Annotated in this window: 16 protein-coding genes; 11 read left to right on the top strand and 5 right to left on the bottom strand. The window is 72.7% G+C overall.

Features of this window, described 5'->3' with window-relative positions; translation table 11 throughout:
* Window positions 1–7 precede the first annotated feature (7 nt).
* The 7 genes from OUQ99_RS11020 (at window position 8) to OUQ99_RS10990 (ending at window position 8,021) form a co-directional block, all read left to right on the top strand.
* Window positions 8–787, top strand: a complete 780-nt coding sequence (locus OUQ99_RS11020) for a 3-oxoacyl-ACP reductase family protein (protein WP_267949343.1) — start codon at window positions 8–10, stop codon at window positions 785–787.
* Window positions 784–1,731 carry an ACP S-malonyltransferase gene (locus OUQ99_RS11015; RefSeq protein WP_267949342.1) on the top strand — a complete coding sequence of 316 codons (948 nt, stop codon included), beginning with the start codon at window positions 784–786 and terminating at the stop codon, window positions 1,729–1,731. The genes OUQ99_RS11020 and OUQ99_RS11015 overlap by 4 nt, the downstream gene beginning before the upstream one ends.
* Window positions 1,728–2,690, top strand: a complete 963-nt coding sequence (locus OUQ99_RS11010; protein WP_267949341.1) for an ACP S-malonyltransferase — start codon at window positions 1,728–1,730, stop codon at window positions 2,688–2,690. Before OUQ99_RS11015 ends, OUQ99_RS11010 begins: the two co-directional genes overlap by 4 nt.
* Window positions 2,687–4,057, top strand: coding sequence for a class I adenylate-forming enzyme family protein (locus OUQ99_RS11005; protein ID WP_267949340.1), 1,371 nt, complete (start codon window positions 2,687–2,689; stop codon window positions 4,055–4,057). Before OUQ99_RS11010 ends, OUQ99_RS11005 begins: the two co-directional genes overlap by 4 nt.
* 528 nt (window positions 4,058–4,585) lie before the next feature.
* The gene (locus tag OUQ99_RS11000) at window positions 4,586–5,953 is read left to right on the top strand and encodes a radical SAM/SPASM domain-containing protein (RefSeq protein ID WP_267949339.1); all 1,368 of its coding nucleotides are present in this window, start codon (window positions 4,586–4,588) and stop codon (window positions 5,951–5,953) included.
* Window positions 5,950–6,936, top strand: coding sequence for a hypothetical protein (locus OUQ99_RS10995; RefSeq protein ID WP_267949338.1), 987 nt, complete (start codon window positions 5,950–5,952; stop codon window positions 6,934–6,936). Before OUQ99_RS11000 ends, OUQ99_RS10995 begins: the two co-directional genes overlap by 4 nt.
* Window positions 6,937–7,154: 218 nt before the next feature.
* Entirely contained in the window at window positions 7,155–8,021 is an 867-nt protein-coding gene (locus OUQ99_RS10990) for a JmjC domain-containing protein (RefSeq protein WP_267949337.1), read from the top strand.
* A 190-nt stretch (window positions 8,022–8,211) separates the two neighbouring features.
* On the opposite strand, the gene OUQ99_RS10985 is transcribed toward OUQ99_RS10990, so the two are convergent.
* Window positions 8,212–11,049 carry an AfsR/SARP family transcriptional regulator gene (locus OUQ99_RS10985; RefSeq protein WP_267949336.1) on the bottom strand — a complete coding sequence of 946 codons (2,838 nt, stop codon included), beginning with the start codon at window positions 11,047–11,049 and terminating at the stop codon, window positions 8,212–8,214.
* Between the two features lie 725 nt (window positions 11,050–11,774).
* Here OUQ99_RS10985 and OUQ99_RS10980 point away from each other — a divergent pair.
* The 3 genes from OUQ99_RS10980 (at window position 11,775) to OUQ99_RS10970 (ending at window position 15,848) form a co-directional block, all read left to right on the top strand.
* Window positions 11,775–13,595, top strand: a complete 1,821-nt coding sequence (locus OUQ99_RS10980; RefSeq protein ID WP_267949335.1) for a BCCT family transporter — start codon at window positions 11,775–11,777, stop codon at window positions 13,593–13,595.
* Between the two features lie 158 nt (window positions 13,596–13,753).
* The gene (locus OUQ99_RS10975; protein ID WP_267949334.1) at window positions 13,754–15,406 is read left to right on the top strand and encodes an SWIM zinc finger family protein; all 1,653 of its coding nucleotides are present in this window, start codon (window positions 13,754–13,756) and stop codon (window positions 15,404–15,406) included.
* A gap of 196 nt (window positions 15,407–15,602) precedes the next feature.
* A complete protein-coding gene (locus tag OUQ99_RS10970; RefSeq protein WP_267949333.1) occupies window positions 15,603–15,848 on the top strand; it encodes a hypothetical protein in 246 nt (81 codons plus the stop codon).
* A 171-nt stretch (window positions 15,849–16,019) separates the two neighbouring features.
* On the opposite strand, the gene OUQ99_RS10965 is transcribed toward OUQ99_RS10970, so the two are convergent.
* Complete coding sequence (locus OUQ99_RS10965; RefSeq protein WP_267949332.1) at window positions 16,020–17,396, bottom strand: DUF2786 domain-containing protein; 1,377 nt, start codon at window positions 17,394–17,396, stop codon at window positions 16,020–16,022.
* A 317-nt stretch (window positions 17,397–17,713) separates the two neighbouring features.
* Between OUQ99_RS10965 and OUQ99_RS10960 the strand changes: the two genes are divergently transcribed.
* Window positions 17,714–19,369, top strand: coding sequence for a hypothetical protein (locus OUQ99_RS10960; RefSeq protein ID WP_267949331.1), 1,656 nt, complete (start codon window positions 17,714–17,716; stop codon window positions 19,367–19,369).
* Between the two features lie 26 nt (window positions 19,370–19,395).
* On the opposite strand, the gene OUQ99_RS10955 is transcribed toward OUQ99_RS10960, so the two are convergent.
* The 3 genes from OUQ99_RS10955 to OUQ99_RS10945 all read right to left on the bottom strand — a co-directional run bounded on the left by OUQ99_RS10955 (window position 19,396) and on the right by OUQ99_RS10945 (window position 22,438).
* Complete coding sequence (locus OUQ99_RS10955; RefSeq protein ID WP_267949330.1) at window positions 19,396–21,030, bottom strand: hypothetical protein; 1,635 nt, start codon at window positions 21,028–21,030, stop codon at window positions 19,396–19,398.
* Window positions 21,031–21,187: 157 nt separating this feature from the next.
* Window positions 21,188–21,616, bottom strand: coding sequence for a YchJ family protein (locus tag OUQ99_RS10950; protein WP_267949329.1), 429 nt, complete (start codon window positions 21,614–21,616; stop codon window positions 21,188–21,190).
* 102 nt (window positions 21,617–21,718) lie between these two features.
* Window positions 21,719–22,438 (bottom strand): DUF981 family protein, encoded by a 720-nt coding sequence (locus tag OUQ99_RS10945; protein ID WP_267949328.1) that lies wholly within the window; start codon window positions 22,436–22,438, stop codon window positions 21,719–21,721.
* Window positions 22,439–22,461 lie beyond the last annotated feature (23 nt).

Raw genomic sequence — 22,461 nt, 5'->3', positions numbered from 1 at the left:
GAAGCACATGGAACTCGACTCGAAATTCGCCCTGGTCACGGGCGGCGGCAGCGGCCTCGGCCGCGCGGTGTGCCTGCGCCTGGCCGAGCTCGGCGCGGGCGTCGCCGTCGGCTACCTCTCGCGCTCCGAGGTCGCGGAGAAGACCGCCGAGGAGATCCGCGCCTTCGGCGGCACGGCCCAGGCGGTGAAGATCGACGTCCGCGACTACGCGGAGGTCACCGAGGCCGTGCAGGGCCTGGTCCGGGAGCACAAGAGCATCGACATCCTGGTCAACAACGCCGGGATCTGCACCGCGAGCACCATCGTCTCGACCGAGTCCACCGACGGGTGGAACGACGTCATCCAGACCAACCTCGTGGGCGCCTACAACTGCATCAAGGCCTGTGCCCTGCCGATGATGCTCCAGCGGTCCGGCGCCATCGTCAACGTCTCCTCCATCCTCGGCCTCGTCGGCAAGGGCGGGCTGAGCGCCTACTGCGCGAGCAAGGCCGGCCTCTCCGGCCTGACCGCCTCCCTGGCCGCCGAGTTCGCCATGCACGGCGTCCGGGTCAACGCGGTCGCCCCCGGCCTCTCCGGCGGCACGGGCATGATCCAGGAGTTCCCGCAGGACCAGCTGGAGATCATCGTCAACGAGCGCATCCCCCTGCAGCGTCCCGCCGAGCCGGAGGAGATCGCCGAGGCCGTCGTGTTCCTGGCGCGCGAGGGCTCCAGCTACATGACCGGGCAGACCATGGTCGTGGACGGCGGGCTCACGTCGGTGATCCGGGGGATGGCGAAGACCAGATGACACAGAGGACGGCCGTCCTGTTCAACCCCCAGGTGGCCATGCGCCCCGGGGACTACCGGGACCTGTACGAGGCCCTCCCCCGGGTCCGCCGACGGCTGGAGGACGCCTCCGAGGCGATCGGCGCCGACCTGGTCGGGGCCTTCCACTCCGCCGACGCGGACCTGGTCAACCAGGGTCCGCTCATCCGGCCCATGTCGGTCGCCCTGGGCATCGCCCTGTACGAGTCCCTGCCCGCGCGGCTCAGGGAGGGGGCCGCGTACACGGCCGGGCTCAGCCTGGGGCAGATCACCGCCGCCGCGGCCGCCGGGGCGCTGGAGTTCACCGACGCCGTCCGCACCGTGCGGACCATGGCCGCCATCGAGGAGGAGGTCTTCGCCGGACGCGACTACGGGAGCACGTTCTGCTACTGCGTGGACCTCCAGGCCGTGCACGCGAAGATCGGGGAGCTCACCGGGCAGGGGTTCGAGGTGGCGCCCTGCGCCGTCACCGGCGACGACCAGATGGTGGTGTCCGGCGAGGGCCGGGCCCTCACCGCCGTCAACGAGCTGGCGGCGGAGACGGGCGGGGTCGGCGTGCGCATCCCGCACGGCCCGCCGGGCCACTCCCCCATGCTGGCGGAAGCCGAGCGCCGCTTCGCCGCCGAGTGGAAACAGGCCGACCTGGTGCGCGCCCCGGGGGTCCCCCTCATCTGCAACATGGGCGCCCACCCGCTGACCACGGCGCAGGAGGTGCGCGAGGCCCTGATCACCCAGTACACGCGGACCGTGTACTGGGCCGAGGGCATCGAGCACCTCCTCGCGCTGGGAATCACCCGGTTCGTCGTGGTGGGCCCCGGCCACTTCATCGCCAAGTCCTTCACGTTCATCGGCAGGGCGAAGGGGGCGGACGTGATCCGCTTCGACCAGGCGCCGTCCTTCCTCCGAGAAATGGCAAAGCACCGATGAGCGCGGTCCTCTTCGGCGGAACGGTCCCGCCGCTGCACGCCAAGACCGGCGACTTCCTGGAGACCGACCCCTACGCCCGTGCCCGGCTGGAGGAGGCCGAGGAGGTGCTGGGCGCGGGCATCCTCCCGCGGTTCGCACGGACCTCGGAGTCCTACTCCCGCGAGGCCCGGCAGGCCTATCTGGTCACGTGCGCCGCCCTCGCCGACCGCATCAGGTCGGAGGAGGGGGACGCCCGCCTCTGCACGGCGGCGAGCATCGGCCACCTCCCCGCGCTGCACTACGTGGGAGCGCTGTCCTTCGCGGACATGATGCGGATGGGCGAGGCCGTGGCCGCGTCCGAGGAGGTGTGGAACGCGGCCGACCACGGCAGGGTGTCCCACTTCGTGTACCGGGTCGGGCGCGACCGCCTCGAGGAGCTGCGGGCCCGGGTCGAGTCCGAGGGCGGATGGGCCGAGGTCGCCGGCCACTTCAGCGACACCATCCACCTGCTCAACGTGTCGGCGGAGCACCTGCCCCTCCTCGAACGCGAGGTCAGGGCCGGGGGCGGGGTCTCCGTCCTCACCTTCCCCCAGGCCGAGCACAGTCCGTCCAACGCCGGGCTCCGGGACCGGACGGCCGAGGGCACCGCGGCGTTCCGCTTCCGGGACGCGGGGGTCCCCTTCGTCCGCGGTTCCGACGGCGTCCTGGTGGACAGCGCCGAGGACCTGCGCGACACGCTGCTCCAGGACTGCGTCACCCCGGTCGACTTCCCGCTCGTGGTGGGCCGGCTCCGGGAGCTGGGCGTGCGGCGGGTGCACGTGATCGGTCCCGGCAACCTGTTCGAGCGGCTGACCAGGGACCACTTCGACGTCACGGTCCTGGCGCCCGACGGCCGCGCCCGGGGTCTGACGACGGCCGGCGCGGGCCCGGCCCGGGTGGGCGGCCGGTCCGCGGCATCCCCGGAAAGGAGTCGGACATGACGGGCACGCTCTTCATCGACGGGGAGGAGGTGCCCGGGCCCCGTCTCGCAGAGGACGCCGGGGCGCTGACGCGGGCGCTGTCCTCCGCCGGCGCGGGCCCCGGGCACGGTGTGGTCCTCGGCCGCGACGACGCCTACACCGCGGTGCTCACGGCCCTGGCCGCCGAGTCCCTGGGGTCTCCGGTGCTCTGCCAGGGCGAGCGGTGGCGCCGCATGGGGTGCACCCGGCGCGTGGCCGCCGTCGTCGCGCCCGGGGCGGGCGGCGGGCCGACGGCCGTCACGGCCGTCGCCGACGACGGCCGGCCCGCGTTCGCCGAGACCACGCACACCCTGCTCTACACCTCCGGGAGCAGCGGTGAGCCCAAGGCCGTGGAGCTGTCGCGCGGTGCGATCGACTACCACCGGCACACGGTGGCCGCCCATGCCGGGGTCGGTCCCGGGGACCGGATGCTGGTGCCGATGTCGCTGCTCAACTCCTACGGGTGGGGTGTGGTCCAGTACTGGCTGGCGCACGGGTTCGCGCTGCACGTGGAGTCGCGACTGAGCATGGACCGGGTGGCCGGCCTGCTCCGCGGCGGCGCGTTCACCACCCTCGACGGCGTCGGCTCGATGTACGCCGCCCTGCTCGCGGCGGCCCGCGAGGACCGGGACCTGGCCTCCGCCCTGGGCGGCCTGCGGTTCCGGGGGTGCGGCGGAGACGTGCTCCCGGTCTCCCTGGTCGAGGGCTACGTGGACGTGGTCGGCGGCCCGATCCACGACGGGTACGGGCTCTCGGAGACGGTCGCGTGGGTCACCCAGTCGGTCCCGGACGACTGGCGGCCGGGCACCGTGGGCCCCCTCGTCAAGGGCTCCTCCGCCCGGATCGACCCGGACACGGGGGAGGTCCACCTCCGCGGCCCGGGCCTGATGGACGGGTACCTGGACGATCCCGGGGCGAACTCCGACGCCTTCACCGGGGACGGGTGGCTGCGCACGGGGGATCGCGGTTCCCTCGCCGGGGACGGCCACCTGACCATCGAGGGCAGGATCAAGGAGTCCCTGGTCGTGCACGGGGAGACCTTCCCCCCGCGGTTCGTCGAGGACGTCATGGCCGCCTGCCCGGCCGTGAGGGAGGCCGCCGTGGTGGGGGTGCCCACCGGGAAGGCCAGGGGCGACCGGCTCGTCGCGTTCGCGGTGGCCGATCCGGGGCACGGCGGGGCGGCGCTCGCCCAGGTGCGCGCGGCGCTGCGCGACCACCTCCCCGTGCACCTGAGGCCGCGGGAGATCCACCTGCTCGACGAGTTCCCCCGCACGAGGACCGACAAGCCCGACCGCCGCGCGCTGCGCTCGTCGGTCACGGCGGGGGAAACACCGGGAACGGCTCGCTGAAAAACCGCGAAGAGTAACACGGGGAACACGTAGGACAATAAAAAGGCGAGATACAGCAGGAGGAATTACAGAAGCGATATACCAGGAGCCCAGAAAGCCGAAACCGAGAGAGGCCGTTCGGCTTGTTCAGCCTGCCCAAAAAAGACCCCGAACCCCAATCGGAAAACACCCAGAAAAGGGTTGACAGGAAAAAATATGCCGTCCTAATATGAGCACTGTTCGCGAACCCGCCCCGCAAAGGCAAAAGCTTCACCCGGGAAAGACAGCGCCGGCCACATTGGACTTCCCGAGTCAATTTCGCTGAATCTCAGAGAGGAATGGTTCCCATGCAGGAGTTCGAGGAGATCATCACCGAGTCCGCCGCTGACGAAGAGGTCTCGTTCATCGACTTCAACTGCTAGCAGGCGTCTCTGGCCCGGCCCGAACGGCCGGCGACCGAAGCACCACAGGCCCCGTGGCGGGGCCGGAAGATCCCGAGACCCCGCCGCGGGGCCCTGCTCGTACGACTCTCCGAACAGAGGATCGACCATGCCCGACAAGGCTCCCGACGGCACGTTCCGTCCCTCCCGATTCAACGTGGTCACCAAGGCCGAGGACATCGGCGCGGTCGTCCTCTACAACTCCATGCGGGGAAGCGTCTTCAAGGTCGGGTCCCCGCTCGGCGAGCGCGTCCACGCCCTGCTCCACAACCGCAAGAGCGTGCTCTCCCAACCGGATCCGGACTCGGAGGAGAGGGTCCTGTTCGACACGCTGGTGGCCAAGGGCTTCCTCGTCTCCTCCTCCCACGACGAGCTGGCCGCCGCCGACGACCTGCGCGACCGGCGCAAGAACCGGACCGACCGCCTGGAACTGATCATCATGCCGACGGAGGCGTGCAACTTCCGCTGCACCTACTGCTACGAGGACTTCGCGCTGGGCCGCATGGCGACCCATGTGCGCGAGGGCGTCAAGGCCCTGGTCAGGCGCTACCGCCGCGAACACGGCATCGAGAAGCTCACCGTCTCCTGGTTCGGCGGCGAACCGCTCGTCGCCTTCGACGTGATCGAGGAGCTCAGCACGTTCTTCCTCGACTTCTGCGCCGAGGAGGGGGTCGAGTACAGCGCGGGCATCACCACCAACGGCCTGCTCCTGACCCCCGAGGTGGCGGCCCGCTGCATCGAACTCGGCATCAGCAGCTACCAGATCACCCTGGACGGGCCGGCGCACACCCACGACTCCTCGCGCTTCCTCATGGGCGGCGGCAAGACCTTCGACGAGATCGTCGCCAACCTGACGGAGATGTCGCGCACGGACAAGGTCTTCCGCGCCCTCATCCGCACGAACTTCACCGAGGAGAACAGCGTCCACGTGCCCGAGCTCATCGAGGAGATGAGCCGGCTGTACGCGCACGACAAGCGGTTCCGGGTCATCTACCGGCCGGTCGGCGACTGGGGCGGCCCCCAGGGCGAGGACTCGGAGGCCTTCTCCGGCAAGCAGGCGGAGATGACCAAGCTCGGCCTGTGCACGAGCGCCCTGGACGCGGGCCTGGACCCCGCCGACGACGTGTTCCTGAAGCCGAACGGATCCGTCTGCTACGCCGCCTCGCCGTGGTCCTTCGTGATCCGCCCCAACGGCCTGGTCAACAAGTGCACCGTGGCCCTGCGCGACCCGCGCAACGCGGTGGGACAGCTCGGCGCCGACGGCGACCTGGGTCTGGACCCGGAGCTGATGAGCCTGTGGGTGGACAACGACGACGCCAAGGACTCCGGCTGCCGCTCGTGCTTCTTCCGGCCCTCCTGCCAGGGCGCGCACTGCCCCCTCGTGCGCATCCAGGAGGGTGAGCGGCCCTGCCCGCCCCAGAAGGTCTGGATCGGTCCCACCATCACGACCGTGGCCGCCAGCAGGGGGGCCCGATGACCGGCCGGGCCGGCATCGCGGTGGACGACGACAGCACCTGGTGCGCCTGGACCACGGCGGGGGGCCTGGTCCGCGCCATGGAGCTGGGGGCCGACCGCTCCGGGGAGATCGTCGACGCGGGACGGGGGACCGCCGTTCACGCCGGGTCCGGAACGGGACGCTTCCTGGTCCACGACGGGGAGGACGTCCGGTCGTGGAGTCCGGACGCGGGGACCCGGAGCGTGTGCTCGGCCGAACCCGGCTCACTGCTCCTCGAACCCGGGGGAGCCGCCGGCCACGAGGCCACCCTCGTCGCCGCCGCCTCGGAGTCGGAACTGGCGCTGCTCTCGGCGGCCGGGACCGTGTCGTCCCAGCGGCTCGGCGCCCCTCCCCTGGTCCTGGCCTGGCAGCACCGCCGCCGCCGGATCCTGTGCGTCCTCGCGGACGGCACCGTCCACAAGCTCGACCCCCGCACGGCGCGGACCGACACCTCGTCCCTGTCCTTCACGGGCAACCACCGGCTGGCGTGCTACGACGAGGTGCTCGGCGGGGTCTGGTCCGTCCCCGAGCAGTCACCCGACACCGCGCACTTCCACCGGACCGAGGCCGACCGGCCCGGCACGCTCTACACGCTGGGGCTCGGCACGGTCCCGGCGGCGATCCGCTCCTCGCACAGCGGTGAATGGCTGATCGCCGCGACCCCCGGGCGGCCCACCATGCTCACCAACGTCAACAGCGGGCGCTCCTTCACCGTTCCGGGCGAACTGGCCGCGCGGGGGGCGCCCGGCGTGTTCTCCTTCGACAACCGGCTGGTGAGCGTCGAGGGCGATGCCTTCGAGGTCCTCCCCGTTCCGGCCCGCGCCGACGTCCGGTCGCGTGACGGCTCCCTCCCCATCGAGACGTTCTGGTCGGCGCCGCCGCAGATGCACCGCGCCACCAGGCGGCCCAAGGAGGAGCGCACCCGGGGAGAGGGGGGAGGGGCCCGTGTCGGCGCCGGTTCCTGACCCGCCGCTCCGCGGAGGCCCCCGGGAACCGGCTGCCCGGGTCGTCGGCCGCGGCGAGGGAGGCCCCCTCCCCCGCGGCCGGCAGCGGTCACGCCCCGTCAGGGCCCGGGCCGGCTCCCCCGCCCCTCCCTTCTGTGACCGGCGAACCACGACCCCCGCGCCCGACGACCCGCCGAGGTCGACGCCGGGGCGCGTCCGACCCTTCCACTGGAGAGCGCATGACACCCACGACAACCACCGATCGGCAGGAGCTCAGGAGCCACGGCCCCACCCTGGGCCGCCTGGTCGGTGACACCGACGCCTTCCTCGAACACTGGGAACACGCACCCGCGGTCGCGGAGGCGTCCGCGGACGTGGCGCGGGCCTTCCCCCTGGACAGGGCCTTCTCCCTGCTGGGGACCCCGGGCCTTCCCGTCTCGTGCTTCCGGCTGCTCCGGGACGGCGCGCCGGTACCGCAGCAGGAGTACTCCGCGGCCCGTGAGCGCCCCGGCCCCGGCCGGGAGCCCTTCGCGGACGGTGCGGCCCTGCTGAGGGCCTACGAGGACGGCGCGACGATCATCTTCGAGGAGGTGCGCCTGCTCGTGCCCGAGGTGGCCGCACTGGCCTCCGGCCTCGAGGAGGACCTGGGGTTCGGGATCTACTGCGCGGCCTTCCTGACCCCCGCGGGGAACTCGGGTGCGCGCCCGCACTACGACCTGGCCAGCGGCCTGCTGTGCCAGATCCACGGGTCCAAGGTCTGGTCGGTCGGCGATCCCTCCGAGCGGTGGCCGGCCACGCCCTGCGGCGACGCCCGGCCCGAGTTCGACCCCGTGCTGGAGACGGTCCTGCGGCCGGGGCAGACCCTCTACATCCCCCGCGGCCACCCGCACGCCGGGGCCGCGACGGACGAGCCGTCGCTGCACCTGTCGTTCGCGATCAAACCCCGGACGTGGAGGGACGTCCTCCAGTCGTACATCAGGCTCGGGGGGACGCCGGAGCCCCTGCGGGAGCTCCTGCCCCTCGACCACGCCGGACGCTCCCCCGAGGAGCTGGCGGCCGAGGCCGTCGACCGGCTGCGCGCGGTGCTGCGGTCCCCGGCGGAGTGACCGCGCCGCCGGAAGCGGCGGCGCGCAGGGCCGCGGGGGGACGGACCCGCGGCCCGGCGCCGGTCCCCTCCGCCGCGACGTGAGGGGCGGGCCCCTGCCGGTCCGCCCCGCGTCCGGCGAGGGGACCGGGCCCGCAGCGGGAGCCCGGGCGTTCCGCGCCCCGGGCACGGGAACGGGCGGCCCGGGAGGATCACCGCAGTTCGCGGAGCCTCTCCTCGATCTCCAGCACCTGTTCCGTGCGGTGCTGTTCGCGGTAGAGCTTCAGCGCCTGTGTCCATGCCTCGCGTGCGGGGCCCGGTTCGCCGAGGGCCAGGTGCGCCTTCGCCAGGCCGCTGAGGGTGTTCGCCTCCTCGTAGGAGTCCCGCAGGACGCGGTGCACCGGAAGGGATTCGTGGTAGTGCTCGACGGCTTCTTCGTGGCGGCCCGCCCGGGTGGCGATGTAGCCCAGGCTGTCCAGGCAGGCCGCCTCCCCCACCTTGTAGCCGAGGTCGCGGCTGGCCTTGAGCGCGTCCTGGCAGTGGGACCGGGCACTCTCGTAATGGCCGAACTGGGCCAGGGTCCAGCCCAGGTTGTTGAGCGCACTGGTCTCCCACGTGGCGTTGCCGACACGGCGGTAGAGCTCCAGGGAGCGTTCCGCGTTCTCCAGCGCCATCTCCTCGTCGCGGATGTGCAGCCCGAAGCGTGTGTAGATCTGGTGCGTGTGGGCCTGGTTGAGCAGGTCCCCGGACTCCTCGAACTGGGCGACGGCCCGCGCGAGGTGCTCCAAGGGCTCCTCCCCCCGGTGGTCCGCCTGGATGAGGGCGGTCGCCAGGCCCCGGTGGGCCATCGCCCGCAGGGTCGGGGCGTCCGGCCCCTCGACCCTGGTGGCCGCGTCCAGGCCGACACGCCTGTTGCCGACGAAGTCGTCGACGTCCCCCCAGCGCCGCAGGAAGGTGTGCGTGTCCCATGCGAGCCGCCACACCTCGCGGTGGAGGCCGAGGTCCTGTGCGAGGCGCATGACAGCGGGCAGCAGGGAGCGCTCGGTGGTGAACCACGCCAGTGCGTCGGCCTCCCCCGTCAGCCCGTAGGCGGTCGCGCGTTCCTCGGTCGGCTCCACGACCGCGTCCGACAGGATCTCCTGGGGCGCCAGCAGGTGCTTCCCGAGAGCCGCGGTGCGGACGAAGAAGTCGACCAGCGCGGACAGGCCCTCGCGGCGTTCCTCCTCGGACCGGTCCTGTTCGGTCCGCTCCCTGCCGTGGAGGCGGACGAGGTCGTGGAGTTGGTAGCGTCCGGGCATCGGCTGCTCGACGAGATGGGCCGACCCCAGGGTGCGCAGCAGCTGCCTGGTCCGGGCGGGTGTGAGCCCGGCGAGCGCCGCCGCGGCCGGAACCCCCATGTCCTGCGCCGGCGCCGCGCTGAGCAGGCCCAGCAGCCGTGCCGCGGGTTCGGGGAGGGCCCGGTAGGAGGCGTCGAGGACGCTGCGCAGGGACGTGGCGAAATCGCCCGTGTCCAGGGCGTCGAGCGTGCTCTCGGCCTCCCTCAGCTCGGAGGCGAGTTCGGCGAGCGGCAGGTGGGGGCTGCCGGCGGCGTGGGCGGCGGTGATGGACAGGGCGAGGGGCAGCCGCCCGCAGCCGGCGACGATGGTGTCCACCGCCTCCGGTTCCCTGGCCACTCGGCGCTCCCCGACACGGGCCGTCAGCAGTTGGCGCGCCTCGGCGGAGGTGAGCGGGTCGAGGGCGACGACGCGGACGCCCCCGGTGGTGAGCAGGCCGCTGAGCCGCTCGCGGCTGGTGACCACGACGGTGCAGGAGGCCGACCCGGGGATCAGGGGGCGGACCTGTTCGGCATCGCGTGCGTTGTCCAGCAGGATCAGCATCCGTTTGTGGGCGACGATGCTGCGGTAGAGGCCGAACCGCGCCTCGGCGCTGGACGGGACGGCCTGCTGGTCCACCCCGAGGGCCGTGAGGAAGTCGTGGACGGCGGTCTGCGGTTTCGTGGCGGGCGCGCTCGGGGCGAAGCCGTGCAGGTTCACGTACAGCTGGCCGTCGGGGAAGCGGTCGAGGTTGTCGTGCGCCCAGCGCAGCGCCAGCGAGGTCTTGCCGACCCCGCCGAGACCGCAGACCACGGTGACCGGCAGCGCCCCGGGGGCCTGCGTGTCGTCGAGGAAGGCCATCTCCCTCCGGCGCCCGGCCAGCAGCGGCGGAGGAGGCGGCAACTGCATGGGCAGGGGCGGGGGTGCCGGAGCCGGCCGTGCATCGGGGTCCGGCGCGGACGCGTCCGACACGTCGTGCGCGTCCAGGGCCGGGTCCGCGTGCAGGATCTTGCGGTGCAGTTCCTTGAGCTCCGCGCCGGGGTCGGTCCCCATCGCCTCGGAGAGCATCCTCCTGATGCGCTCGTAGTGTTCCAGCGCCTGCGCGGCGCGCCCCTCCCGGTACAGGGTGAGCATGAGCTGGCCGACCAGGCGCTCGTCGAGCGGGTGCCGCTGTGCGAGGTCGGAGAGGTCGCCCAGGAGTTCGGCCTGCCTTCCGTGGCGGAGGAGCAGGTCGTTGCGGTCCAATTCGGCCCGGAAGCGTTCGAGCCGGAGCCTTTCCCGGAACTCGTTGACCCACGTACTGTCCAGGGTCCCGAACGCGTCGGCCCGCCAAAGGCCCAGCGCCTCCTCGAACAGGGCCAGTGCGGATTCGCCGTTCGCCGAATTGCGCGCCCTCGCGACAATCTCACGGAAACGGTACAGGTCGATTACGGAAGTGGCATCGTCGTCGAGTTTGAGGATGTAGCCGCCGGGCCTCCGATCGACCGTGATCCCGTCGACCGCGCCCAGTGCGGAGCGGAGCCGCGAGACGTAGCTGTACAGCGAGGAGCGGGCCCCGTCGGGAGGGCGTGGGCCCCAGACCCGGTCGATGAGCTGGTCGACCGTGACCAGGCGGTCGGCGTCGACCAGCAGCCCGACGAACACGAATTGCCGCCTCATGTGCCCGAGATCGACGGGGCGCCCGTCGATCCGCATCTCGATGTCGCCGAGTACAGAGATCTCGACCGTCAACGCCACTCCCGGATTGGAACGAAAGGGGACGACCCATACCCGTGGTATGCGGGAGCACAGCAGTACCTTGGACCCCAGGAGTGTACTCCCGGAAGATCGCTCCAAAACCCTTTGCGGAAGGCACTTTTTCCACGGATTTCCCGGCGGGGATTGATCGTGGTTCCCGGCGAACAGGCCGACTGCCGCGGCCATGGCCCGACCAGCAGAAAGGGTCACCGGTGAGAAAATCCCAAGGTGTCCTTTGATCCGATGACCGGCCGTTCTCTTCGGGCCTTCCCCGCCGAATGCCCCGCTCGCTTCTCGGAGTCGGTCGAAGGCGGAGGCGTCGTCAGGTCCCGGGTTCATGCTTCCGCCTCCCCGTGTGATCCCGCGGTAGCTGTGCGTCCCCGCCGGGACAGCCGGACCACCGACACGTTCGGGTGGACGGGCGAGGTGCCCGCGCCCGCCCGCCGGCACCGTCCCGGCACCCCGACACACGGCACCAGGCGTCGGGTGTCCCTGCGCCACGGTCGACGCAACAGCGCGTACACGCCACTGCGCGTCGGGCGACCCTGGCCGCACCGTCGTCGTTAGGGTGTGCACAGATCTCCGGACGTTCCGGTTCTTCTCGGTTGATGAGCCCTGTGTCGGAGACCTCCATCTTTTCGGGCTCGGACATGCCGAACAACGCTCAGGCGGGGTAGGAGACACATCCGGCTTCGATACAAGCCTTGGTTCAAAGAAAGGATCACATGCTGACCCGTTTGCACGACGTCCTACGGTTGCGGACCTCGCCGCCGATTTTTTTCGGCTCGGCCGGTGTGATCATCGCGTTCGTGCTCGTCACGATCGTCTTCACCGAGCCGCTGGACGCAGCCGTCACCGTCGCCTCGGAGTGGCTGTACACCAACCTGGGCTGGTTCTACATCCTCGGTCTCACCCTGTTCCTCGTTTTTCTGATCTATATCGCCCTCGGCAGATTCGGGCGGGTGAAACTGGGCCCCCACGACGAGGTTCCCGAGCACTCCGGACCGGCCTGGTTCGCCATGCTCTTCGCCGCCGGCATCGGCAGCATCCTGATGTTCTGGGGTGTGGCCGAACCCATCAGCCATTTCGGCGATCCGCCCCGGGGGCCCTCTCTGGGCATCGAACCGGGAACGGCAGATGCCGCCGCTGATGCGATGAACTTCACGTTCTACCATTTCACCCTGCACACCTGGACGATCTTCACCCTGCCGGCCCTGTGCTTCGCCTACTTCATCCACAAGCGGAATCTGCCGCCGCGTGTCAGCTCGATCTTCCAGCCGATTCTCGGCGAGCGGATCCACGGTCCCATCGGCGTCTTCATCGACGTCGTCTCCATCGTCGGCACGGTCTTCGGCGTCGCGGTCTCCCTCGGCCTGGGCGCCCTGCAGATCAACAGCGGGATCCACCGCGTGCTGGGCGTCCCGGAGAGCGCCGTCTGGCAACTGGTCATCATCGGTGTCGTCGGCGGGGTCGCGATGATCTCCGTCGCGTTGGGCCTGGACCGCGGTATCAAGGTCCTGTCCAATGTGAACATCTGGATGGCCGTGGGCGTACTGGCGTTCATCCTGTTCACGGGTTCCACCCTGTTCGTGCTCCGGGGCACCATCGAGTCGCTGGGCCGTTACGTGATGAACCTGCCCGAGTTGGCCCTGTGGAACGACACCTTCGCCAACACCGGATGGCAGACCGAGTGGACGGTGTTCTACTGGGCCTGGACGATCAGCTGGTCACCGTTCGTGGGAATCTTCATCGCCCGGATCTCCAAGGGCCGCACCATCCGCCAGTTCGTCTCCGGGGTGCTGCTCGTTCCGGCCGGCTTCTCGGTGCTGTGGTTCGGCATCTTCGGGTTCTCCGCCTTCGACATCGAGCTCAACCGCGGGGGCGGCCTGGTCGAAAGCGTTGTGGACCAGGGAGACGTCCCCGGGGCGCTGTTCGCGTTCCTGGAGCACTACCCGGCCCCGACGCTCCTCTCGGTCGTCGCCATCATCCTGGTGGTGGTCTTCTTCATCACCTCGGTGGACTCCGCGGCACTGGTGACCGACACGATGGCCAACGGCCACGAGGACTTCAACCCGCTGGGCCAGCGCATCTTCTGGGCCGTCGCCATCGCCGTGGTGACCGCCACCCTGCTGGTGTTCTCCGGGTCCGGCGGCCTGGAAGCGCTCGAGAAGATCATCGTCCTCGTCGGCCTCCCGTTCTTCGTGATGGGCTACTTCCAGATGTACGCGATGCACCGGGCCCTGCGTGAGGACGCCGGAGAGCTGCCCGCGATGCGGACGCGCACGTGGAAGAAGGTCCTGCCCCCGGAGGAGTACGAACGCCGCCAGGACGAGGACGAGCACGACACCTCGGAGACCGTCGTCGAGCCCGAAGCCCTCGACGAACCGCCCGTGCTGCGCGATCCCTACGTCGACCAGGACCATCCGACCGGGACGCCCGGCACGCTGCCGGCACGCACCGGTTCAGCGAAGCTCCCCGGCCGCCGGTCGAAACGGACCACCCGGCCGCCGCAGTCCGACCGCCAGGACCGGGAGGACCCCGAGTAGAGGGGAGTTCCGGAGGCCGTCCCGCGCCGGTGGTCCGTACGCGGACGCCGGGCGGGGGCCGTCCGGAGATGCCGGCCCCGGCGCGCGGCTCCGGTGGGGGCGACCACAGCGGAGGCGGTTCGCGGGACCGTGCGCCGGGTCCGGTGTTCAATGGGCGGATGCGTGCCTTCTCCCGTGAAGAACTCCTCGAACTGGCCGGACGGAAGTCCTACGACCGCGGCGCCTCCTACGTCCCCGCCGTGCAGGGCCTGTCCACCGACAGGGCGACCGTGCGCGGCACGGTCACCGGAACCCATGTCTACCGGGTGGAACTCACGCCCGGCCGGTCCCGGATGTCCTGGGAGTGCGACTGCCCGTGGGCGGAGGAGGGCAACTTCTGCAAGCACTGCGTGGCGCTCGGCCTGGTGTACCTCTCCGCGGTGGAGCGCGGGACGTCCGTCCCCGCCGCCGCGGCCCTGCCGGACATCCGGGCCTACCTGGAGTCGCTCGCCCACGCCGACCTGGTCGACCTGCTGGTGTCGGCGGCCGGGACCGACGAGTCGCTCGAACGCCGACTGGAGGTGCGCGCGGCCTCGGCTGCCGTCACCGGCTCAGGCCGCGGTGTGGACACAAGTGCTCTGCGCGCCTTCGTCGACCGGGCCCTGCGCATCGACGACCTCGTGGAGTACCGCGAGGCCCCGGCGTACGCGGAAACGGTGTCCGACGTCGCCGAACAGCTGCAACGGCTCCTGGAGGACGACCTGCACGACACGGCCGAGGAGCTCTCCCGGTACGCGGTCGAGCGGCTCGGCGAGTACCTGCCCCTCGCCGACGACTCCGACGGTGAGGTGGGAGAGGCCGCCCTCCGCGTCGTGGAGGCGCACGTCGAGGCGTGCGCCAACGCGGACCCGGATCCGGTGGAACTGGCGGAGTGGCTCCTGGACCGGCAGCTCAACGGATCGGGCGTCCCCGAACTCCTGCTGGAGTCCTACGCCGGAGTCCTGGGGAAAGCGGGGCTGGAGCACTACGGGAACAGGCTGGCCGACATCGGGGCGGACCGCCCCGCCGACGACTGGGATTCGCGCTTCCTGATGGCCGAGTTCGCGCGGGCCAGCGGAGACGTGGACCTGCTCGTGCGCGTGTACTCCCAGGGCCGGGAGGGGGTGTACCACGCGGGGATCGTCGACGCCCTGCTCTCCGCCGGGCGCGACAGCGAGGCCCTGGAACGGGCCGAGCAGGGGCTGGCCGAGAAGGAGGGGCACCCCGACGGGCGGCTCGTGGAGCACGTCGTGTGCGCCTACCGCGCCGCGGAGAGGTGGAAGGACCTGCGTCGGGTGCGCTGGGAGGTGTTCGAGCGCTCGCCCGACGTGGAGAGCTACCGCGCGCTGCGCGACGACGAGGCGCCGGGGGAATGGCCCCGTGTCCGCGGCCAGGCCCTGGCCGTGCTGCGGAGGTCGGCTGCCCGGCGGAACACCCGGCACTTCCCGTGCCCCCTGGTGGAGGTGCTGCTCTGGGAGGGCAGCGGGGACGAGGCGTGGGAGGCCGCCACGGCACACGGTTGCGATGACAAGCAGTGGTTGAGGCTCGCGGAACTGAGGGAGGACGAGCATCCGGGTGACTCCCTCGACGTGTACGCGCGGGAGGTCTCCCGGCTGGTCGCGCTGACCAGTACGGTGCTCTACCCGCGGGCGGCCGAGCTGGCCCGCAGGGTTCACGGACTGTACGGGCGCCTCGGGCGGCCGGAGGACGCCGTGGAGTTCGTGGCCGGGCTGCGCCGGGAGCACCGGCGCAAGCGGCGGTTCCTCGCGGGGTTGGACCGGGCGGGCCTGTAGGGGGCCGCGGCGCAGGGGGCGAGCGCACCTCCGGGCCGGCGCTCCCTGCCCTCTGTCCGGTTGTCCGCGCGGCGCCCCTCCCGGTCCGCCACGAGGCCGTGTCCCGCACCGGCTGTCGGGGACGGTCACGGACGCCATGGAAGAAGAGGACCTTGGTCCTGGGTCAGACCCCGCGGACGATCGACATCATGTCGACATGGACACCCTTCCGTTCGGACCGAACGCCATCCTGATCTCCCCGACCGACATGGCCCACAAGGTCGGGTGCTGGCACAACGACGAGCCCCGTATCCGCTCCGGTGAGCACCCCGGATGGGGTTGGATACCCGAGGCCGCCGCCGAGCAGTGGCTGCGGATCGGTGAGGGCCAGCCGCTCCAGGCGACGGAGGGCGACACCTCTCGCTCGGCGCAGAGGCGGTGCAAGACCTGCCCCAGCGACTGACGCGCCCCCTCCACAGGGTGGCTGGAGGAGGCCGGACCCTGTCCGGAAGACCCGGGGGCGGAGCAGGCGCCGGCTCCGCCCCTGCCTCACCAGGGCCGGTGAGCACGAAGCAGGCCGCCCGAGGAGCCGCGATCCCCACCGCACGGGCCCCCGGCCCGGAAACCGTCGGGTTCACCCGCCCAACCGGTCCCGCACGCCGAAGTCGGCGGCGTCGGCCGCCGCCCGGCCCGCCGTCCAACCCTGGGCGTTGGAGGAGCTGGCCACGGGCACCTCCACCAGCTCGGGGAAGGCCTCGGCGAACGCCTCCTCCACCTCGCGCTCCCTGCGGGCCAGGACGGGGACCAGGTCGGTTCCCGACTCGGCGTACTCGTCGACGGCCCGGTCGCGTCCGGTGACGGCGGCCTCCGCCAGCCGCTCGCCGATGCGCGCTGTGAAGGCGGTCAGGAACGAGGTGCGGAACGAGCGGGTGGTGGAGCGGCCGTAGGCGTCGCGGGTGGCGCCGGCCTGGCGCATGGCCCTGGTGGCCTGGAGCAGCAGCGAGGTGAAGAGGAGCTCGACGGCGTCGACGTCCCCGGCGGCGCCCATGACGGTGCACATGCCGAGGTCCTTGTGCCACACCGAGCGGCAGTGGTTGGCCTCCGAGACCACGGAGAGCAGGGAGGCCTTGTGCTGTTCGTAGGGCGCCTCCACCGGCAGGCGGCGGCCCCGGGTGTCGCCCGTGGTCCCCGCCTGGGCGGCCAGCGCGGCGTGGTCGATGCTGTGCCGGGCCATCATCTCCTGGGCGCGGGCGGAGAGGGCCTCGGCCTCCTCGGGGAACTCGGTGGCCTCGGCCTTGGCCAGGAGTGCGCGGATACGCGTGAGCTTGGCCGGGTCGGCCCGGGTGACGGCGCCCGCGGACGCGGTGCGGGCGTGGCCCGGCAGGGGGCAGAGCACCTGCAGCGCGGGCACGGCGTACAGGAAGGTGAGGACGCGCAGCGCGGTGTCCACGGCCGCGGGGCGCCGCAGCCTGTGGCGTTCGGCGAACCGCTGCGGGTGGTCGGCGTCCCGTCCCCACCAGGGCTCGCCCAGGGCGCGGACCTGTTCGGCCCATTCCGGGGCGACGCGGGCGGCGGCGTAGCTGCGGTACTGGGCCACCACCAGGTCGGCGGTGAGGTCGGAGCCCACGGTCCCGGTCTCCCGGCGGGCGCCGCGGACCAGTTCGGCGGGCTGCCAGCCTCGGGGCCACACCTGGGCCACGGCCTGTTGGAGTTCGGCGAACAGGATCCGGTCGACCGTCGTACGCCACCCGGCGGGGCCGTCCGCGAGGAGGCCGACGACGCGCTGGGCGGGTCCGGGGCGCCCGTGGTGGAAGGCCTGGACGGCCTGGCCGACCAGCGCGAGGACCTGCTCCGCGTCGCCGGGCCGGTACTGCCCGGACGGCGGCGGCCCCGTCCGGGGCCCCGGCTGGGAACCCGTGGCCGATCCGGTCTGTGCCGCCGAGCGGTGGCGCCTGTGTTCACGCTCCTTCCTGCGCTCGGCCTGACGGCGGTTCCTGTTGTCCGTGCCCATCCGTACCTCCCCGGACATGGTGGCAGACCCGGCCGGGTACCGCTCAACCCCTGGGGAAAACCCCTCCCGAGTCGTGACGCGGCGCTCGTGCGCCCGGACCGGACCGGGAATGCCCGGCCGGGCGGCGGCCGGGCGCCGCGGACCGGTGGTTCCACGCCTCACCAGCGCCTTTGGGGGTCCGCGATCCCGGTTCCCGGGCGGCGGTGGCGTCCGCGGCCGTGAAACCGGGTCGACCGTGTTCGTGAAACCGCCCCACGGCCGTGCCCCGGAGGGGTAGAAGGGATGTCCGCGCACCACCAGGAGACCCGGGAGCGAACATGCCCTCTCATGACCGGTCGGCCCCGGGCCGGGAGCCCTCCTCCGCGAGGCCCGTGTCACTCCTCCCCGCGGACGTCCTCGCGTGTGCCGCCCTGACCACCCCCCTGCTCCGCGACGCCCTGCGCCTGGCGCGCTGGAGCGCTCCCGCCACCCCGCTCACCCCGGAGGGCCTCCCGTACGCGACGGACATCCGCGCGGCGGACGAGGCGCTGGGGCTGTGGTCGCACGGCCTCGACGCGGAGGCCGCCTCCGAGGGGCCGGACTGGGTCGACGCCGAGGCCGTCGAGGCCGCGCGCTTCGCGCTCCCGTGGCGGACCGCCGTGCGGCTGGGCCTGCTGGAGGCGACCGCCGACTGGGCCGGGCCGGAACCGGGGCTGGAGGAGCGGGTCCGCGACCCGGACCAGGTCCTGCGCTGGTGGACCGGGGTGTTCGAGGCCTCCGTCGGCCGCGCGCGGGACGACCTCTCGGCGGGGACCCCCTGGCCGGGCGTCGACGACCCCTGCCTCGTCACCGCCGTCCTGCGCTTCCTCTACGAGGCGCCGGACGGGTTCCGGGTCCCGCTCCCGGTGCTGGTCGGGGCGGTTCTGCGGGAACCGGCCGAGGGGCCGGGCCCCGATCTCCCCCTTCCCTCGCGGGACCGGCGGCGGGCGACCGGCAGGGTCGTGCGCACCCTGCGTCAACTACTCGGAACGGGCGCCGTTGCCCTGGTCACCGCGGAGGACGCGGGCCCCGACGGGGCCGCCCCCCGGTGCGCCGGACACGGTCACCCGGCGGTGGAGCTGACGCCCCTGGGCCGGTACGGGGTGCGCGGTTTCCTGGAGGAGGAGGGCGTCGAGGCGCCGCTCGTCGGCAGCCTCGCCGGGGCGGGGGCGGCGGGGTTCCTCGACGCCCTGGGGACGCTGCCGCCCGAGCGCCTGATCGCCGAGGTCCTGCCGTGGCTGGACGAGCGGACCCCCGTCGCGGCCCTGCGCCAGATCGTCGCGGTGACCGACGGCCCCGGCCGGGCGCTGCGCCGCTGGACGGGGACGAAGGTGCTGGACGCGACCAGTTCGGAGATCGGGCCCGAGCTCCGCGCGCTCCTGTCCTCCGACCGCCCGTCCGTGGTCAGCCTGGCCGCCGTCGTCCTGCTCACCTCCGGGACGCTCTCCCCGGAGGACGTGGACGGGGTCATGGCCGGGCACGGGCACTGGGTCGTCATCGACATGATCGCGGCGGCCGCGGAGCGCAGCCCCGAGGACCTGCCCGGGTTCTTGTCCGCCGACGGGGTTCCGGACATCGAGCAGCTCGTCCTGGACGACACAGACCGCCTCTGGAGCCCCGAGCACCCCGACACGCTCCCCGTCCTGGACGCGGTCGGCCGCCACCATCCCGACGCGTCCACCGCCGCCCGGGCCCGCGAGGCCGTCCGCGCCCGGGCGGCGGCCCAGCTGCGGAGGCGGCCCGGGCTCTCTCCTCCCGCCCACCGCAACCCGTTCCGTCCCTGGTCGAGAGGGGCGGCGGACCCCGGGTACGAGGGCGGCGCCGCGGAGGCCCCCGATACGGGGCGGGAGGACGGGAGGGGGCGGTTCCGGGTCCGGAACTGGTTCCGACGGCGCCCCCGGAACCCGTGGCGCGTTCGCGGCAGGCACCGGTCCCAGGACCGCGACCGACCCTGAGGCCGTCCGCGCCCGGGCGGCGCGGGCTAACCGAGCAGGGAGTCGAGCACGGGGCCGAACTCCTCGTCGGAGGTGCGGACGGAGACCGACTTCGCCTCGTGGTCGACCTCGATCCCCACGGCCCGCAGGTCGGGCACGGCCTCCTGTCCCGCGGCGAGCGAGCCGGGGTGCCACCAGTAGAGCTGCGCGCCGATGGGCTTGGCGGCGTCGGCGGCGAACTTCCCGGCGATCTCCTGCAGGTTCTCCATCGCCGCGAGGGGGTGCCCCTGGCCGAGCGGGTGGGCGATGAGCACCTCGGGGACGGGGAAGGCCACGAGGGCTCCGTGCGGGGCCTCGCCGATGTGTCGTCCGAGGGCGTGCGCCTGCGCGGCCACGTAGGGGTGCGGTCCGCCGATGTGTACGAGGCGGACCCCGTCGAGGTCGTGCTCGCTCACCTCGACGGGTTCGTCCAGGGAGCCGGCCACGGCCTCGGCGAAGACCTCGTCGTCGGGGCGGCCGGTGTCCTCGTGCGCCTTGCGGGAGAGGGGCTGCAGGCTCTGGGGGCTGTCGACCACGACGGTCTGCCACAGGCCGGGGGCGATCTCCCGGGCGAGGAGTTCCTCCAGGATCCCCTCGGGGAAGGCCGAGGCGGGGTAGAGGCGGACCCGGAGCCGTCCGGCCCCGTCCGCCCCGGGGTCGCCGTCGGGCGCCGGGGCCCCGGTGGCGCCGTCCGGCCGGGTGGCCTTTGCCAGCTGGTCGACGGCCGCGCGGGCGAACCCGGCCGCGTGGTGCGCGAGCTGGTCGGGGGCGGCGTCGGCCAGTGCGGAGCGGAACCCGCTGATGTCGGTGGTGGCCCGGTTGCCGTCGGGGAGCGGCACGACCAGCGTGTCCGCCTCCTCGAAGGAGACCTCGACGCCCTCCTCGCGGAAGGCGGCGACGAGGGCGTTCGCGACCGCGTCGTCCGCGCCGGAGTCCGCCGCGGGGGCTCCGCCGGGGGCCCCGCGCTCCCCTGCCGCGCGGGCCATGTACCCCCCGAAGTGGGTGGCCAGGCCGAGGCGCTGCTCCGGGGGCAGGACGGCCGCCTGGTCGAACGTGTCCTTGAGGTCGTTGTCCATGAGGACCCCGCCGTCGGGGAGGGAGACCCGCAGGCCGGTCGGCGGCAGGTACTCGGCGCGCAGCCCCTCGGCGGCGCACGCCTCGACCAGCGCCGCGCCGAAGTCCGCCGTGATCTGTTCGGTCGGCAGCTCCCGCGCCTCCGCGAGCCTGGCGCGCAGCCATGCGGGGACCGCCTCCTCGTCGCGGGGGAAGCGCTCCAGCTCCTGGGCGTAGGCGAGGGGGGCGGCTCCGGGGGCCAGTTCGGGTTCGGTGTCGTGGTTGTACTCGACGTTGAGCTGGTGGGTGTGGTGCACCGAGACGATCATGGAGAGCCAGGTCCCCCTGCCCTCCTGGTACCCGGCGCGCTTGAGGGCGCCGACGAGCTCGCCGACCCCCTCGGGGACCTCCACCTGGCTCACCTGGCCGTCGGTGTCCTGGACGGCGAGGGTCTCGTCCGTGTGGGCGCCGATGACCCTGGTCAGGTAGGTGAGCTGCTGCCATCCCTCGGGCACGGCCGAGACCAGCCGGCCCGCGAGGTCCTGCAGGAGGGGGCCCTGTTCCAGCGGGCCGGGCGTCGAGGCGTTCATGGTGCTCTCCGTGTCCGTTCGGCGACGTTCGCGCACCCTTCCTACCGTGCCGGGGCGGCGGCGCGCACCGCGGGGCGCGCCCGTCGCCGGGGGTTCACCGGTCGCCGGGCCCGCCGTCCGGTGCGCAGGGGCCTCCGGCCCGCCCGGCCCCGCGGGGTCACTCCGGGAGGGCGTCGAGGTAGACCCAGGCCCCGTCGTGGCGCAGGAAGCGGCTGTGTTCGACGAGCTCGCCCTCCCGGCCGTTCTCCCGGTACACGGCGCGGAAGGCGACCGTGCCCTCGTTGTGGAAGGGCGTGCCCTCGCCGGTGGACAGGATCTCCAGCCGCACCCACTGCGTGCGGGCGTCGAGGTCGAGGTCGGAGGGCCGGGTTCGGGGGTGCCAGCTCCGCAGGAGGTAGTCGCGGTCGCCGACGGCGAAGGCGCTGTAGCGCGAGCGCATCAGCTGCTCGGCGGTGGAGGCCGCCGCCGTCCCGCTGTGCAGGCGGCCGCAGCAGTCCCCGTAGGACTCCGGCCTCCCGCAGGGGCAGGGGGAGCCTGCTGCCATGGTGCGCGGTCGGGGGCTGGTGCGTGGGTTTCGCTGCGACATCCCCCCATTGTGGCCGGTCCGGGCCGTGGGCGGTCCCGGACGCGCGGGCTCCGGCACGGCGACCGAAGGGCCCCGGCCACGGGCGCCCGGCGGGCCGACAGGTCACATGGTGTTGATGACCAGACCGATGTGCGTGTAGTAGTTCAACGCCCCGAACAGCAGGAACGCCGCCCCGGCGACGCCCCACGCGACACCGATCACCGTCCACAGCCCCGATCCCAGGGACCTGAGTCCGAACGGGAACAGGACCGCGCCGACCCCCACGAGTACGTAGAGGCCGGAGATGAAGGTGGCCTCCAGCCAGGGGTAGGCGCCGAACACCCCGGAGATGGGCTCCTGCGGAGGGGCCGCGAAGAGCATGAACGCCCACCCCGCCGCGGCGATGCCGAACGCCGCGAGGCCGATGCCGAACACCAGGACGGAGAGGGGGCCCGCGACCCGCGCCGCGTGCGCGGCGGGGTTCTCGTGCCCGTTCAGGGCCTCGCCGCGCTTCCACAGGTACAGGGACGCCGCCAGGAGCAGGACGCCGAACACGAGGCTCGGCTCCCCGAAGACGATGTTGTCGAACGGGAACCCGCCCGCAGCGAGCGGCCAGGTCAGGGTCATGTGCAGGCCCGTGGTCGCCAGGAGCAGGCCGAGTGCCCCGAAGGCCAGCGCCCATCCGTCGGGCACGATCCGCCCGCCCCGCAGCAGCGCGCGGCCCAGGGCGACCACCAGCAGCAGTCCGGCGCCCGCGGCGACGGACATCACGGTGTTGTACGTGGGCATGGTCGCCCAGTCGATCGTCAGGCCGCCCTCGACCCCGGTCAGGAAGTCCCCCATGTACCCGCCCCCGTTCGAGAACC

The sequence above is a fragment of the Streptomonospora nanhaiensis genome (genome assembly GCF_026642255.1).
Taxonomy (GTDB): Bacteria; Actinomycetota; Actinomycetes; order Streptosporangiales; family Streptosporangiaceae; genus Nocardiopsis; species Nocardiopsis tropica.
Note: the sequence above shows the minus strand (reverse complement) of the source record. Positions and strands in the feature narration are given on the sequence as shown.